The sequence below is a fragment of the Pseudonocardia benzenivorans CB1190 genome (genome assembly GCF_000196675.2).
Taxonomy (GTDB): Bacteria; Actinomycetota; Actinomycetes; order Mycobacteriales; family Pseudonocardiaceae; genus Pseudonocardia; species Pseudonocardia benzenivorans.
In genome coordinates, this window is the sequence record NC_015312.1 from 2,473,394 (window position 1) to 2,488,816 (window position 15,423).

Consider the following 15,423-nt stretch of genomic DNA (forward strand, 5'->3'; position numbering starts at 1 on the left):
GTGGCGGCGCTCGCGCTCGCTCTCACGGCGTGCAGCACCGGTGGTGGAGGCAGTGCAGGTGGCACCGGCTCCGGGGCCGCCAACACGGTCCCGCCCGCGGTGACCGAAAACGTCGCCAAGTACAAGGCCCTGCCCACGTTCACTCCGCCTGGCCCGCCGATCGACCCCACCACGTTGCGCGGCAAGCGGATGTACCTCATCCCGCTGGTGCCGAACCCGTTCAACCAGAGCATCCAGGAGACGATGCAGGCGATCGCCCAGAAGATCGGGATGGAGTTCACGATCTATCCCAACCAGGGCAAGCCGTCGGAATGGGTGCAGGGTATGAACGCGGCTCTGACCGCGAAGCCCGACATCATCGTGCTCAGCACCGCGCCGGACCCGCGCACGCTGCAGCCCCAGCTCGCCGCGGCCAAGGCCGCCGGAATCCCGGTCCTGGTCACGCACTTCTACGACGACTCCTCACCCGTCCCCCCGGCGTGTGAGGGTTGCGCCGCCGGCGTGACCGCGCTGGTCACCGCCCCGTTCAACGTCGCGGGCAAGGCGGCCGCGGACTGGATCATCGCCGACTCCAAGGCCAACGCCAACGTCCTGCTCATCGGCGGCGCCGACGTGCTCCCGAGCCCGGCGACACTCGACACCATCAGCAAGGAGTTCGCCGCGGAGTGCCCGGCCTGCAAGGTGACGGTCAAGAACATCCCGGTGTCGGACTGGAACACCAAGACCCAGAGCGAGATCCAGTCCGCGCTGACCGCCGACCCCTCGATCAACTACGTCTACCCGCTCTACGACGCGATGGTCGCCGGCGCGGTGCCCGCGATCCAGACCCTCGGCCGGGCCGGCCAGGTCAAGGTCGTCAGCTACAACGGCTCGCCGTACGCCCTCAAGCTCATCCAGGAGGGCGACATCGTGGCGATGAACGTCGGGGAGGACACCGTCGGCATCGGCTACGCGTCCATGGACCAGGCCTTCCGGATCCTGCTCGGGCAGCCGACGGTCGACGAGCGCACCCCGATCCGCATCTGGGACAAGACGAACGTGAACGAGGCCGGCGTCCCGCCGGAGGTCGGCAAGGGCTACGGCGGCGCGCTGCCGGCCGGGTTCCTGAAGTTGTGGGGCCTGCCGGCGTCGTGACGACGGGTTCGGCCGCTCGCCGCGGGCACGTGGCCCACACCTGCACGTGGCGAGCGGAGCCCCGGCCCGTCCCGACCGGCCGGTTCCGACGGTGACGCCGGAGGAGCCGCCCGGGGACGCACCGGACGGGCACCGGCCGCCGCTGGCCGGCGTGCGCGTGATCGAACTGGGCAACTTCGTCGCCGCGCCGTCGGCCGCGCGCCTGCTGGGCGAGTTCGGTGCGGAGATCATCAAGATCGAACAGCCCGGCGTCGGGGACGAGGTCCGGCGCTGGCGGCTGGGCCGAGGCGAGACGTCGATGATGTGGCGGACCCTGGCACGCAACAAGAAGTCGGTGACACTCGACCTGCGTCGGCCCGAAGGTCAGGACCTGGTGCGCCGGCTCGCCGCGACCGCCGACGTCGTGCTGGAGAACTACCGCCCCGGGACGCTCGAGAAGTGGGGGATCGCCCCGGACGTGCTGCGCCGCGACAACCCGTCGCTCGTCGTCGTGCGCATCTCGGGCTACGGCCAGACCGGGCCCTACCGCGACCGCCCGGGGTTCGGCGGGGTCGCCGAAGCGCTGGGCGGCCTGCGTCACCTCACCGGGCACCCGGACCGCCCGCCGACCCGCGTCGGAGTCAGCCTGGGTGACCAGCTCGCCGGCCTGCACGCCGTGATCGGCGCCCTGCTGGGGCTGCGGGCGCGTGAGCGCCGGCCGGCCGAGGAGGGCGAGACCGTCGACGTCGCGCTGTACGAGGCCGTGTACTCGATCATGGAGGGGCTCGTCCCCGAGTACTCCGCGTACGGGCTGGTCCGGGAGCGCTCCGGCAACGCGATCCCGGGCGTCGCACCGTCGAACACCTACCCGTGCCGCGACGGCGACTGGGTGGTCATCGGCGCCAACTCCGACACCCTGTTCCGGCGGCTCATGATCGCGATCGGCCGCGACGACCTCGCCACCGACGCGCGGTTGCGCGGGAACGCCGGCCGGGCCGCCCACGCCACCATGCTCGACGACGCGATCGCCGCGTTCACCGTGACCCGGCGGCTCGACGAGATGAGCGCGATCCTCGACGCGGCTCAGGTCCCGGGCGGGCCGATCTACTCGGCTGCCGACATCGTCGCCGACCCCCACTTCCGGGCCCGCGACATGCTGGTCCCGCTCGACGTCGTCGTCGAGGACGAGGTCGAGACCGTGCCGTTCCCGGGGGTCGTGCCCAAGCTGGCCCGCCGGCCGGGGGCCATCCGCTGGCTCGGGCCCGAGCTCGGCGAGCACACCGACGAGGTCCTCGTCGAGCTGCTCGGCCTGGCCCCGGAGGAGATCGCCCAGCTGCGCGGCGACGGGGTCGTCTGACCGCACTCACGGGCGCTCCGAGGGGCGGGCGCCCGCCGGCCGGCCGGGGTCAGTCCGACGCCGTGGCCGCGGCGATCTCGATCTCCTTCGCGGCGGCCATCACCGCCTCGGCGTAGCGGGAACCCGGGTCGGTGCCCAGCCGCTCCACCGGGCCGGAGAGGCACACCGCCGCGACGAGCTGACGGCCGCTGTAGACCGGGGCGCTGACCGACGCGATCCCCGCCACGCGCTCCCCGACGCTCTGCACCCACCCGGCCCGCAGGGCGTCCTCGTCACCGAGCAGCAGCCGGCCCGCCGATCCCTTGTGGACGGTGAGCAGCGCGCCGACGGGCACCATGGTGCGCAGCTCCTCCGACGACTCGATCGAGACCACGACGAGCCGGTGCGGGCCCCGGCGGACGAACAGCTGCGTGCTCTCGCCCGTGTCGGCGGAGAGCCGGCCCAGGACGGGCGTCGCGATCTGGGACAGGCTCGCGGTCGCGAACCGGCTACCGGTGACGAGCAGCCCGCGCTCGTCGCGGGACACGAACCCGTGCGTCTCCAGGGCCGCGACGAGCCGGTGTGTCGTGGTCCGCGGGAACTCGACGGACTCGGCGAGCTCCTGGAATCCCAGCGGCTGGCGGCGCTCGACCTGGTTGAGCAGGTGCATTGCCTTGTCGAGCACCCCGACCCCGCTGACCAGGTAATCCACGACTCGAGTCTAGTGCTGCGCGCCGGTCCGGACCTGCCGTCGTCGATTGGTGCCCCCGCCCTGTGCACCCTCGCCGGCGTCGGGGCCGGGCGCCGCCCTCGCGGTGGGTCGAACCTCCGATGGTCGCTCCCGAGCGGGGTCAGCGGTCGCCGGTCAGGACCGCGGAGCCGTCCAGGCCGGTGAGGGCGAGGGCCCGCGCGACCGGACCGGTCGCCGCCCGTTCCACCCGCAGCCGGCCGCCGCGGGCGCGGACCTCGCCGATCAGGTCGACGAGCATGCCGATGCCCGCGCTGGGCAGGTAGGTGACGCCGGTGAGGTCGAGGACCGTCGTCGACCCGGGCGGCGCCGCGGCGAGCTCGGCCCGCAGCGGACCGCGGACCGCGGCCATCCCGTCGAGGTCGAGGTCGCCGCGCAGGAGCAGGTGCAACGCGGAGTCGTCCCGCCGGGCCTCCAGGGTGGCGAGCGCCGCCGGGCCCCGGACCGCGGCCGGGGCGGCGGGCGCAGGTGCCCCGATCTCGGCCCGCACCGGCGCCAGCCGGAAGGCGACCGTCGTCCCGTCGTCGCCCCGGGTGATCTCGCAGCCCTCGGCGAGGGTCCGGATCAGGCCGATCCCGCGGCCGCGGAAGCCCTTGTCGGCAGGCTCCGGCCGCCACCGCCCGTGGTCGCGCACCGTCACCTCGATGCCGCCCTCGCGGTCCAGCTCGACCCGGATCGCGAAGGTCCCCGGCGCGCTGTCGCGGTAGGCGTGGTCGACCGAGTTGGCGGCGGCCTCACCGAGGGCGAGCTGGAGGTCCTGCTCCAACTCGTGGCACACCGCCGACTCGGTCGCCCAGGTGCGCACGTCGGCGCGCATCCGGCGCAGGACGCGGGGCTCCGCCGGGTACTCGTGGCGCAGCGGCGGCGGGAGCAACCGCACGGCGACGAGCGCGATGTCGTCGGCGGGTCCGTGCTGTCCGACGACGTCGGAGAGCAGGTGGTCCAGCAGCTCCTCGGGGTCCTTGTCCGCGTGCTCGGCCGCCGTGGCCGCGAGCAGGGCGAGCCCCTCGTCGATGACCTCGCCGCGGCGCTCGACCAACCCGTCGGTGTAGAGCAGCAGGGTCGTGCCGGGGCGGACGGTCGTCGTCCCCTCGGCGAAGGGCGGCCTGCCGGACAGGCCGAGGACCGAGCCGAGGGTCTCGTCGAGGTAGTGGGCGCCGTCGCTGTCGATGAGCAGCGGCGGAAGGTGACCCGCGCGGGCCCAGCGCAGCACCCCGCTCGTGCGGTCGAGCAGCAGGCACGCGGCCGTCGAGGCGAGCGCTCCGGGGATCCACGACACGTGCGCGTCGAGCGCCTCCAGGGCCGCGGCGGGGGTGAGACCCTGGCGCAGCGCGCCGGACAGGGCGACCCGCAGCTGCCCCATCACCGCCGCGGCGGCGGGTCCCTGGCCGACGACGTCGCCGACGGACAGCGCGATCCGGTTCTCCTCGACGGCGAAGACGTCGTACCAGTCACCGCCGGCCTGCTGGCGCGCGGCGCCCGGGCGGTACCGCGTGGCGCTGCGGAGTCCGGGCACGAACGGCGGGTCCGCCGGCAGGAGGCTGCGCTGGAGCACCGCGGCGATCTCGTGCTCCGCCTCGTGCAGCCGGGCCCGGTCGAGTGCCTGCGCGCACTGCGCGGCCACGGTCAGCAGCGCGGCACGTGCCTCGTCGGACAGCTCCGGGCTCTGCCCGGGGAAGCGCATGCCGAGCACGCCGATGGGCGCGCCCGCGAGGACGAGCGGCACCGCGACCTGCTCGGGCAGCCGCCCGTCGTCGGCGGTGGAACCGGTGTCCGGGTCGACCGCGGTCCACACCGGCCGTCCGGAGCGGGCGGCCCGGGCGAGGGGACGCGCGCCGTCGGCGGCCAGCAGTCGCACGGACGTGGGCGGGTCGGCGGCGAGGACGTCGAGCTGGTCGCCGCGCCGGATCGCGACGACGGCCGCCTCGGCGCCGAGGTCGGCGGCGTGTCCGAGGATGACCTCGGCGACCTGGGCGGGACGCGCCGAGCGGGACAGCGCCGACACGACCCGGCTGAAGTTCTCCGCGGCGAGCCGGGCACCGCTCTCGGCGGCGAGCAGCTCGGCCCGCTGCAGCGCCTGTCCGGTCTGCTCGGCGAGCGAGACGATCGCGGTCCGCTCGGTCGCGGACAGTCGTCGCGGTCGGGTGAAGCCGAGCGCGACGACGCCGACCCGCCCGCCCGCCCCGGGCAGCGGGACCGCGGCCATGGCGGGGTAGCCGTAGTCGTTCCGGACCAGGTCGGCCAGGTGCGGGTAGCCGGTCTCCCAGTCCTCGTCGGCGAGCACCCACACCGGGGACCCGTGGCGGACCGCATCGGTGATCGGGGCCGGCCGGTCGTCGGCGACCGAGGCCCGATCCCGCGCGACGGCGGCGGGCCACCCGACCGAGTGCAGCACCTCCAGCGCGCCCGAGGCGCGCACCTCCCACACCGCGACCGACGCGGTCCCGACGAGCCGGGAGAAGTGCACCGCCGCGGTCTGCGCGACCTGCGCCGGGGTCGCCGCCGCCGACAGCGCGGCCGTCGCGCCCTGCAGCAGCGCCAGCCGGTGGCTGGTGTGCTGCTCGCTCTCGAAGAGCTGGGCGTTGTCGATCGCCGCGGCCGCGCGCCTCCCGACCTCCGCGAGCAGGCCCAGGTCCAGCGCGTCGGGGGAGGCAGGCGGCCCCGTCCGGGCGACGCCGAGCAGCCCGCTCACCCGGCCCCGCGCGGCCAGCGGGACGAGCGAGACGTCGCCCTGGCCCAGTGCGTGGCGCAGCTCCCGCTGCTCCGGGTCGGTCGACGCGTCGTGGATGAACGCCTCGTCGGCCGTCGCCGTGGCGGCCCGGCCGCTCGCGAGCGCCTCGGCGATCCACGGCGACGACACGTGGAGCCGCGCCAGCGCCGCCTCGTGCTCCGGGTCGCGCGCCGCGAGCGCCGCCACCCGGAGCTCGCCGTCGTCGTCCACGACGAGCAGCCGGACCTGGTCGGCGACGCCCTCCTCGACGAGGGTGCGGACGAGGACCCGACGGCGGGCGTCGACGGAGTGCTCCCGGTCAAGCGCGGCGGACAGCACGCCGAGGACCCGCTGGCGTTCCTGCTCGCGGTAGCGGTCGTCGATGTCGAGGCAGCCGCCGACGTAGCCGCCGCCCTCGTGCGCCGGCTGCAGCGGGGCGCCCCGGTCGAGTACCCAGCGGTAGCGCCCGTCGGCCCTGCGCAGGCGGTACTCCGCCTCGAACACGCCGCCGGCCGCGGCCCGGCGCTCGTCGTAGCCCGCGAGGTCGTCGGGGTGGATGCGGGCGCGCCAGCCGGTGCCGAGGTCGCCGTCGCCGGCGCCGGTGTACTCGCGCCACGCCCTGTTGACGAAGTGCCTGCCCCCGTCGGCGTCGTCGGCCCAGATCAGCGCCGGGGTGGCGTCGGCGAGGGCGCGGAACCGCCGCTCGGCGTCGGCGCGGGCCCGGCCGAGCCGCAGATGGCCGTCGACGCGGGCCAGCAGCTCCCGGGCGGCGAAGGGCTTGGTGAGGTAGTCGTCGGCGCCGAACGCGAGGCCCTGCACCGCCGCTTCCTGCCCCGCGCGCGCGGAGAGCAGGATCATGGGGACGCGCGAGGTGCGGGGATCGGCGCGCAGGGCGCCGAGCAGGGCGATCCCGTCGAGCTCGGGCATCATCACGTCGGAGACGACCAGGTCCGGCGGGCGGGCGAGCGCGGCGTCGAGCGCGGCCCGCCCGTCCGCGACGACCTCGACGTCGTAGCGCGGGGCGAGCAGCCGGTGCAGGTAGTCGCGCATGTCGGCGTTGTCGTCGGCGACGAGCACCCGGCCGCCCGCGACGGCCGCGGGCCGGTCGGTGGACCCGGCCGCGTCGCCCGGCAGCCAGCGCAGGGCCTCGGCCACGAAGGGCTCGACCGCCGACGGTGTCGGCGCGGGCTCCTCCGGCGCCGCCGCGACCCGGTCGGCGGGCAGGTGCGTCGTGCCGAGCGGGATGGTGACCGTGAAGGTGGTGCCGCGGTCGGGCTCGCTCTGCGCGTCGACGGTCCCGCCGTGCAACGCGGCCAGCTCGCGCACCATCGCGAGCCCGATGCCGCTGCCCTCGGCGGACCGGGACCGGGTCCCGGTGATCCGGTGGAACCGCTCGAACAGCCGCGGCATCTGGTCGGCGGGGACACCGACCCCCGTGTCGGCGACGGTCAGCACGGCGGCGTCGCCGTCCTGCCGCAGCCGCACGGTGACCGACCCCTCGAAGGTGAACTTGAGCGCGTTCGACAGCAGGTTGAGGACGACCTTCTCCCAGCTGTCCCGGTCGACGTGGACGGGTCGGGCCAGCGGCGGGCAGTCGATCACGAGCTGGAGGCCCGCGTGCTCGACGGCCGACCGGAACGCCCCGGCCAGCTCCGCGGTGAACACCGCGAGGTCCAGCGGCTCGAACCGCGCGTCGATCCGGCCGGCCTGCAGCCGCGAGTAGTCCAGCAGGCTGTTCACCAGCTTGCCCAGCCGCAGCCCGTTGCGGTGGATCACGTCGAGCTCGGTGCGCAGCCGCTCCGGGGTGACGTCGTCGGCCGACCGCAGCTCGTCGAGCGGGCCCATGATCAACGTGAGGGGCGTGCGGAACTCGTGGCTGACGTTGGAGAAGAAGTCGGTCTTGGCCCGGTCGAGCTCGGCGAGCGCCGCGGCGCGGTCCCGCTCGGTCTCGTACGCGCGGGCGTTGAGCAGCCCGGAGGCGATCTGCGCGACGAGCAGCTCGACGAAGCCGCGGAACCCGTCGTCGTAGCGGCGGAAGGGGTTGAGGCCCACCACCATGAACCCGGCGACCGCGTCCTCGGACCCGAGTGGCGCCACCACCGCTTCGGTCGGCGGGCGGTCCCACTCCCCGTGGGGCAGCGTCGCGAACCGGGAGGCGAGGTCGTCGACGAGGACCGCGCGCCCCTCGCGGGCCTGCGCCGTCGGCCACGGCCCGTCCGGCCCGATTCGCGCCGGCGCCGCGGGACAGCCGGGGTCGATCCCCGCGGCGCACGCCAGCCGCGCCTCGTCGCCGTCGTCGAACAGGTAGACCAGGGAGAAGGGCAGGTCGCGGGTGCTCGCGGCGAGGAGCTCGCGCACCGCGTCGAGCACCGCCCGCTCGGTGCGCGCGGCGGCGACGGCCCCGGCGAGGGCACGCAGCGTCGACATCCGGCGTTCGCCGAGGACCCGGTGGGTGGTCTCGGTGACGACGCAGAGGAAACCGGGGACGGCGCCGGCGTCGTCGGTCAGCGGGCTGTAGGAGAAGGTGTGGTAGGTCTCCTCGGGGTACCCGGACCGTTCGAGGACGAGCAGCAGGTCCTCGTCCCAGGTCGCCTCGCCGGTCCGCAGCACCGACTCGATCCGCGGGCCGATGTCCTCCCAGATCTCCGCCCACACCTCGCGGGCGGGCCGCCCGAGTGCCCACGGGTGCTTGGCCCGCAAGGTGTCGCGCTGGTAGGCGTCGTTGTAGAAGAACGCCAGGTCGGGTCCCCAGCCCATCCACATGGAGAACCGGGAGCCCAGCAGGATCCGCACGACGTTGCGCAGCGCGGACGGCCAGGTCCCGGGCGGCCCGACCGACGTCGACGCCCAGTCCCAGCGGGCCATGATCCGGCCGAGCTCACCGCCGCGGCCGAAGACGGACAGGTCGCTGCCCCGGGGGGACGTCGGGCCGGGGGCCTGCGGGGACACGCTGTCGTCGTCGGGCGGGGGCACACGACCTCCGTTCCGAACTCGCTCGTCCCGGATGCGCAGCGTAGTACGCGGTGGCCGGGTCGGCCCGTCGACAGCGGCCCGGCTGCGGGCCCGTCCCCGCGGGACGGGACCGGGGTGGGCAGCCCCGAACAGTGCCCACCCCGGTCGATCCATCCGTCCGCTCCCCAGCGACGGGTGGTGCCGGCGCGGTGTGGTCACGCTGCCGACGTCACAGATGGTTCGCCTCCGCGGCGCGGATCGGCAGGGCCGAACGGCCCGACTCGGTGGCGGATCTCCGCCCGTGAGGCCGGCCGGACGCCGTGGGCCGCAGGGCGGACGGGCGGTCGACGGCCCGGACCCGTCCTGCGCCGCGCGCCGGGTCAGCCGACCGCCGCTGCCGCCGGGTGGACCAGGTTGACCTCGACCAGCAGGCGACGGTCGCGCAGGATTTCCTCGGGGGTGCCGTCGGCGACGATGCGGTGATCCTCGGAGAACACGACGCAGCGGTCGGCGATGCGGTGCAGCAGGTCGAGGTCGTGGGTGGCGTGCACGATCGTCCGGCCCGCCGTCCCGAGCCGCTCGATCAGCTCGACGAGCCAGTACCGCGTCCGGGGGTCGAGCGCCGCGGTGGGTTCGTCGAACAGCAGGACCTCGGGGCTCATGACGAGGACGGTGGCGATGGCGACCTTCTTCTTCTGCCCGCCGGAGAGCTGGAAGGGGGCGCGGTCCGCCAGGTCGGGGATGCCGAGCATGTGCAGGACGTCGTCGACGCGCCCGGCGGTCTCGTCGCGGGAGAGCCCGAGCTGCAGCGGCCCGAACGCGATCTCCTCCCGGACGGTGGGGGAGAAGACCTGGGCGTCGGAGTTCTGGAAGACGAACCCGACGCGCGAGCGGAAGCCCCGCGACATCTGCTCGTCCTCCAGGCTGTCCTCGGTGACGGGTGCGCCGAACGCGGTGTAGCTGCCCGCGTCGGGGAAGACCAGCCCGTCGAGGACCTTGAGCAGGGTCGACTTGCCGCAGCCGTTGGCGCCGAGGAGCGCGACGCGCTCGCCGCGGCGGACCGTCAGGGACACGTCGTCGAGTGCCGGATGGCGCTCCAGGTAGGCGTAGCTCAGGTGGCGGCAGACGAGCAGCTCCTGCGGGTCCGGGGTCGGGTCGGCGTGGGACGTCGGGTCAGCGTGGGACAAGGACGTGGTCCCCCCAGATCAGGGCGGCGGCCACGACGACGACCGCGGCGGCGTAGCCGAGGTCGGCGGCGCGCAGGCGGTGCCGCTCCAGGGTCGTGGCGTCACCGCGGTAGCCGCGGGCGAGCATCGCGTGGTGGACCTCCTCGGACAGCTGCGCGGACTTCCCGAGCAGGGCACCGACCCCGGCGCCGACGAAGGCCCTCGCGGTCCCGTCGTGCCTCGGGGTGCCGGGGGTGCGGGCCTGCCTGGCCTGGAACATGTCGGTGACCGAGCCGAGCAGCAGGAAGACGAAGCGGTAGGCCATGCCGACGATCAGGACGACGATCCGCGGCACGCCGAGCCCGCGCAGTGCGGCGAGCAGCCGGACCCACGGCGTCGTGAGGGTCAGGAGCACCACCAGCGAGATCGACGCCGCGACCCGGCAGACCACGCGCGCCGCGGCGAGGAGTCCCTGCGTCGTGATGCCCTCGGCGACGCCGTGCCAGTGCCAGAGCGTCAGGACGACGTGGCCCGGCGTCACGACCGACAGCGTCGCGGGCAGCACCACGATGCCGGTGAAGATCGGCACGAACAGCCACACCCGGCGGACGAAGAACCCGAGGGGCATCGCGGACGCGGCGGCCAACCCGAGCGTGAGCGCGTAGAGGGCCGCGAGCGTGATCATCGAGTGCGCGAGCCCGGCGACCACCAGCAGCGCCAGGAGGCTGACGATCTTGGTCCGTGGGTCGATGCGCTGCAGCAGGCCCGGCGCGGCGGCGACGTCCTCGCCGAAGAGGACCTGCTGCAGGATCCCCGAGCCGCCCCGGATCGTGCGGGTGAGGAAGCTCGCCTTCCGGCGCCTGCCGACGCACCCGCACGGGCAGAGCGCGACGTCCTGCTGCACCAGCCAGTCCGGCACGGCGACCGCGCCGGCGTGCGACCCGTCGGCGCCGGTCACCGGGCCGGTCCGTCGGTGACCTGCTCCACGGTGTCCTCGCGCTCCGCCGCGGGCGGGGGAACCGGGACGCGACGGCCGAACAGCCGCACGGCCAGCGTCGCGGCCCCCCACACGACCAGACCGACGACCACGATGCCCACCACGGCCGAGACGATGTAGGTCCACGGGCTGCCGGAGAGGTAGCCGGGGAACAGCACGTCGTGCCAGAAGCCCGAGTAGTGCGCGAGCCCGGCCGGGACGGCCGCCAGCCCGAGTGCCGCCCGCAGGTCCTGCGGTGAGTCCTCGCCGAACGCGCCGCCGGGCGCCAGCAGGCCGAGCGGGGTGAGGACGACCAGGGCCGCGACGACCACCGCCGCGACGACCCCGGGCCGCAGCCGGCGGCGCCGGGTGCGCTCGGCGTCGGCCGCGGCGGCGTCGACCGGCACCCCGGGGTGGTTGACGCGCAGCAGCGGCAGGTTGGCGCGCTGCAGGTACCCGAGCACGGCGGCGGTCAGGATGCCCTCGGCGACACCGGCGACGGTGAGGTGGGCGAGCAGCATCGCGGGGATCGACTGCGCGAGGTGGTACGGGGAGTAGAGCGGGGCACCCGTGGCGTCGTGGAAGAGGTCGGGCTGGATGCCCAGCTCGATCCCGACGCACAGCGCGGCGACGTTGATGCCCACGTACCCGGCCAGGAACGCCGCGAGGACCCGTCGCCGGGCGGTGAGCGCGGCGCCGCGGGCGACCAGCCGGTACACGCCGTACCCGGCGAACGGGAGGATCACGGCCATGTTGACGACGTCGACGCCGAAGGAGAGCACGCCGCCGTCGCCGAACAACAGGGCCTGGAAGCCGAGCGCGACGGTGACGGCGATCGCCGCGGCCCACGGTCCGAGGAGTATCGCGATCAGCGCTCCGCCGACGGCGTGCGCGGTCGTGCCGTCGGGGATCGGCACGTTGAACATCATGATGAGGAAGCTGACGGCGGCCAGCACGGCCAGTGTCGGCACGTTGCGTGTCCGGACCCGTCGCTTCACCCGGGCGGCCGCCGTCGCCAGCACCGGCACCGCGACGACGAACCCGGCCGCACAGGTCTGCGGGCTCAGGTAGCCGTCGGGAATGTGCATGTCCGCCTCCACCGGTGTGCGCGGTCGAACCGCTCTCGCAAATTAGACGCAACAGCGCAGGAATGGCGACTTGTGTTCGCCCCCTCACGTAGCAGGATTCACGAAAGACGCATTTCCTGTGAATTCACCGATTCGTCGAAATAGCGTTCTATGGCGGCGAATGTTCGTGGTGGGCGTTGTCGCGCCGAGTTGATATGTGTGCTGGATCACAGGCCCGAAACGTGACCGGTCGTGGGACTTCGTCCCGGATCATCCTGTTCCGACATCTGCTCAACCTTGCCGATGAGCCGACCACGCTGCTGGACTGGGACGTCCACGACGCACGTGATCGTGGGCGGAACGAGAGGACCCCGATGGCGACGCTCCCCACCACGCGCCCGGCCAGGGCCGGCCTGCGGCCCGCCGAGAAGCGCACCGTCGCGGCCATGGCGGTCGTGCTCGTCGCGCTGACCGTCGTCGGTTGGGTGGTGCTCGCGGCGTTCGTCGCGCCACAGCACTACGAGCTGGGCGAGAGCGGGGTGTTCGGCGTCGGGCTGGGCCTGACCGCCTACCTGCTCGGCATGCGGCACGCGTTCGACGCCGACCACATCGCCGCCATCGACAACACGACACGCAAGCTGCTGGCCGAGCGCGGTCCGGGGGAGAAGCGGCCGCTCTCGGTCGGGTTCTGGTTCGCACTCGGACACGCGACCCTCGTCCTCGTCCTGGTCGCCCTCATCACGCTCGGCGTCCGGGCGGTCGCGGGTGAGATCTCCGACGAGAACTCCTCGCTCAAACAGATCGGCGGGCTGATCAGCACGAGCGTCTCGGGACTGTTCCTCGTGCTGCTGGGCCTGATCAACCTCGTCATCCTCGTGCAGATCCTCAGGGTGTTCCGCGACATGCGCCGGGGCCGCTACGACGAGGCCTCCCTCGAGGAGCAGCTCGACAAGCGCGGGCTGATGAACCGCATCCTCGGGCGGGCGACGCGGGCCGTCCGCAAGCCGTGGCACATGTACCCCGTCGGGCTGCTGTTCGGACTGGGCTTCGACACCGCGTCGGAGGTGACGCTGCTGGTCATCGCGGGCGGGGCGGCAGCAGGTGCCCTGCCCTGGTACGCGGTGCTCGTCCTGCCGATCCTCTTCGCCGCCGGGATGAGCCTGTTCGACACCCTCGACGGTGCCTTCATGTGCTTCGCCTACGACTGGGCGTTCCTGCGTCCCGTCCGCAAGGTCTTCTACAACATCACCATCACCGCGTTGTCCGTCGCGGTCGCCCTGGTCATCGGGGTGATCGAGCTCGTCTCCCTGTTGGCCGACAAGCTCGGCGTCGAGTCCGGGCCGCTCGCGTGGATCGCCGGCCTCGACCTGGACAACGTGGGCTTCGTGGTCGTCGGGCTGTTCGTGCTGACGTGGGCCGTCGCGCTCGGGGTGTGGAAGTTCGGCCGGATCGAGGACCGCTGGTCCGCCGGTCTCGCGCGGGCCGAGGAGGGGTGAGCGCGGACGGCAGCCCCCTGCGGCGTGGACCCCGACAGTCGCCGGGCTCACGGCCGTCGACGTAGATTCACTCCGTATGCTTCTGTCCGGGCGGCCGTCGTCGCCCCGACGAGCGATGTCGGACGTGGCGGGTGCGCGCCCGCGAAGTAAAGGAGAGCCTCGTGACCCTGCGGCTGGGCGATGTCGTCCCCGACTTCACTGCCCCCACCGCCGACGGCGAGATCCGTTGGTACGACTACCTGGGCGACGGCTGGGGCGTGCTGTTCTCGCACCCGGCCGACTTCACCCCGGTCTGCACGACCGAGCTGGGCCGCGCCGCGGCGCTGCAGCCCGAGTTCGAGAAGCGCAACGTCAAGATCGCGGCCATCTCGGTCGACTCGGCGGAGGACCACCGCAGCTGGTCGTCCGACATCGCCGAGACCCAGGGCGCGCAGGTCGGCTACCCGATGATCGCCGATCCCGACCGGAAGGTCGCCGACCTCTACGGGATGATCCACGAGAACGCGTCCGACACCACGACGGTGCGGTCCGTCTTCGTCATCGGCCCCGACAAGACGCTCAAGCTCGAGATGACCTACCCGCAGAGCACGGGCCGCAACTTCGACGAGATCCTGCGCGTCATCGACTCGCTGCAGCTCACCGCGAAGCACAAGGTCGCCACGCCCGCCGACTGGAAGCAGGGCGAGGACGTCATCATCACGAAGGCGGTGAGCGACGAGGAGGCCCGCGAGCGCTTCCCCGACTACCGCACGATCAAGCCGTACCTGCGGGTCACGGCCCAGCCGTCGCAGGACAACTGAGCAGCCGCGACAGCTGCACCACGGCGCCCCGTCGTCGGCCGTCACGGCCGCGGCGGGGCGCCGTCCTGCATCCGCGGGCCGCGCGACCGCGGTGTGCCGCCGTCGCGCCCAGTGAGGGCGCCCCGGTTTCCCGGGGGCCGGTGGTGGACACCCACCCCGCGTGGGTGCCCTGCTCGCGCTCGCCTCCGCGCTGAGCTACGGACTGTCCGACGTCGTCGGCGGCCTCGCCGCCCGGCGGATGCGGCCGGCGCTCGTCGCGCTGCTCGGGCAGCTCGGCGGCCTGGTCGCGGTCGGCGTCGCCGCGCCCCTGCTCAGCCCACCGGGACCGGGCCCCGCGAGCCTCGCCTGGGGTGCCCTGTCCGGTGTCGGGACGGGCCTCGGGATGGCGTTCCTGTTCCGCGGCATCCGCCGGGGCGCGATGTCGGTCGTCGTCCCGGTGAGCGCCGTCGGCGGGATCGCGCTGCCCGTCCTGGTCGGGGTCGCGCTGCTCGGGGACCGCCCGTCGGTGCCGACCTGGGTCGGGATCGCGCTCGTCCTGCCGGGGCTGTGGCTGGTGTCGCGGCCGGGAGCCGGGGTCGCCGCCCCCGACCGGGGCTCGGTGGGCGACGGCCTCGTCGCGGGCGCCGGCATCGCGGTGCAGTACCTCGCCCTGGCCAGGGCCGGGCCGGACGCCGGGCTCTGGCCCGTCCTCGCGGGGCGGGTCACCGCGGTGCTCGCCGTCGGCATCCTCGCGGTCACCCTGGTGCGCCGCACCCCGACCGACGCCGATACCGGCGCCCCCACGACAACCAGCACCGACGACGCCGCGCCGACGAGCCGGGCGGCCGTCGAGGCACTCGGCTCCGGCGTGCTGGCCGCGGCGGCGCTGGCCGCGTACGCGGCGGCCGTGCTCGCCGGGTCCGTCACGGTCGCGGTAGTGCTCTCCTCGCTGTACCCGCTGGTCCCGACGCTCGTCGGACTGGTCTTCCTGGGGGAGCGGCTGTCCCGGCGTCAGGTGCTCGGGCTGACGACCGCGCTGGTCGCGGCCGTGCTGATCTCGGTGTCGTGAGCTCCCGGGCG

10 protein-coding genes are annotated in these 15,423 nt (G+C 74.1%); 5 read left to right on the forward strand and 5 right to left on the reverse strand.

From position 1 onward, the window contains the following. The first annotated feature begins 99 nt into the window (after nucleotides 1-99). Nucleotides 100-1,134 carry a sugar ABC transporter substrate-binding protein gene (locus PSED_RS11755; protein ID WP_233899391.1) on the forward strand — a complete coding sequence of 345 codons (1,035 nt, stop codon included), beginning with the start codon at nucleotides 100-102 and terminating at the stop codon, nucleotides 1,132-1,134. 91 nt (nucleotides 1,135-1,225) lie between these two features. Next, nucleotides 1,226-2,470 carry a CaiB/BaiF CoA transferase family protein gene (locus tag PSED_RS11760; RefSeq protein ID WP_013674458.1) on the forward strand — a complete coding sequence of 415 codons (1,245 nt, stop codon included), beginning with the start codon at nucleotides 1,226-1,228 and terminating at the stop codon, nucleotides 2,468-2,470. Nucleotides 2,471-2,519: 49 nt separating this feature from the next. On the opposite strand, the gene PSED_RS11765 is transcribed toward PSED_RS11760, so the two are convergent. The 5 genes from PSED_RS11765 to cbiM all read right to left on the reverse strand — a co-directional run bounded on the left by PSED_RS11765 (nucleotide 2,520) and on the right by cbiM (nucleotide 12,089). After that, complete coding sequence (locus PSED_RS11765) at nucleotides 2,520-3,161, reverse strand: IclR family transcriptional regulator (RefSeq protein ID WP_013674459.1); 642 nt, start codon at nucleotides 3,159-3,161, stop codon at nucleotides 2,520-2,522. A gap of 139 nt (nucleotides 3,162-3,300) precedes the next feature. After that, on the reverse strand, nucleotides 3,301-8,880 hold the full coding sequence (locus PSED_RS11770) for a SpoIIE family protein phosphatase (RefSeq protein ID WP_013674460.1): 5,580 nt from the start codon (nucleotides 8,878-8,880) through the stop codon (nucleotides 3,301-3,303). 359 nt (nucleotides 8,881-9,239) lie between these two features. Continuing rightward, nucleotides 9,240-10,046: an energy-coupling factor ABC transporter ATP-binding protein gene (locus tag PSED_RS11775; protein ID WP_013674461.1), complete on the reverse strand. Its 807-nt coding sequence runs from the start codon at nucleotides 10,044-10,046 to the stop codon at nucleotides 9,240-9,242. Next, the gene (gene cbiQ, locus PSED_RS11780) at nucleotides 10,033-10,983 is read right to left on the reverse strand and encodes a cobalt ECF transporter T component CbiQ (protein WP_013674462.1); all 951 of its coding nucleotides are present in this window, start codon (nucleotides 10,981-10,983) and stop codon (nucleotides 10,033-10,035) included. The genes PSED_RS11775 and cbiQ overlap by 14 nt, the downstream gene beginning before the upstream one ends. Continuing rightward, nucleotides 10,980-12,089 carry a cobalt transporter CbiM gene (gene cbiM / locus PSED_RS11785; protein ID WP_013674463.1) on the reverse strand — a complete coding sequence of 370 codons (1,110 nt, stop codon included), beginning with the start codon at nucleotides 12,087-12,089 and terminating at the stop codon, nucleotides 10,980-10,982. The genes cbiQ and cbiM overlap by 4 nt, the downstream gene beginning before the upstream one ends. Before the next feature lie 353 nt (nucleotides 12,090-12,442). Here cbiM and nicT point away from each other — a divergent pair, with 353 nt between their 5' ends. From nicT to PSED_RS11800, 3 genes are all read left to right on the forward strand, one after another. Continuing rightward, on the forward strand, nucleotides 12,443-13,564 hold the full coding sequence (gene nicT / locus PSED_RS11790) for a Nickel transporter NicT (RefSeq protein ID WP_013674464.1): 1,122 nt from the start codon (nucleotides 12,443-12,445) through the stop codon (nucleotides 13,562-13,564). 161 nt (nucleotides 13,565-13,725) lie between these two features. Then, complete coding sequence (locus PSED_RS11795; protein ID WP_013674465.1) at nucleotides 13,726-14,364, forward strand: peroxiredoxin; 639 nt, start codon at nucleotides 13,726-13,728, stop codon at nucleotides 14,362-14,364. A gap of 160 nt (nucleotides 14,365-14,524) precedes the next feature. After that, on the forward strand, nucleotides 14,525-15,412 hold the full coding sequence (locus tag PSED_RS11800; RefSeq protein WP_013674466.1) for an EamA family transporter: 888 nt from the start codon (nucleotides 14,525-14,527) through the stop codon (nucleotides 15,410-15,412). Nucleotides 15,413-15,423: the final 11 nt, after the last annotated feature.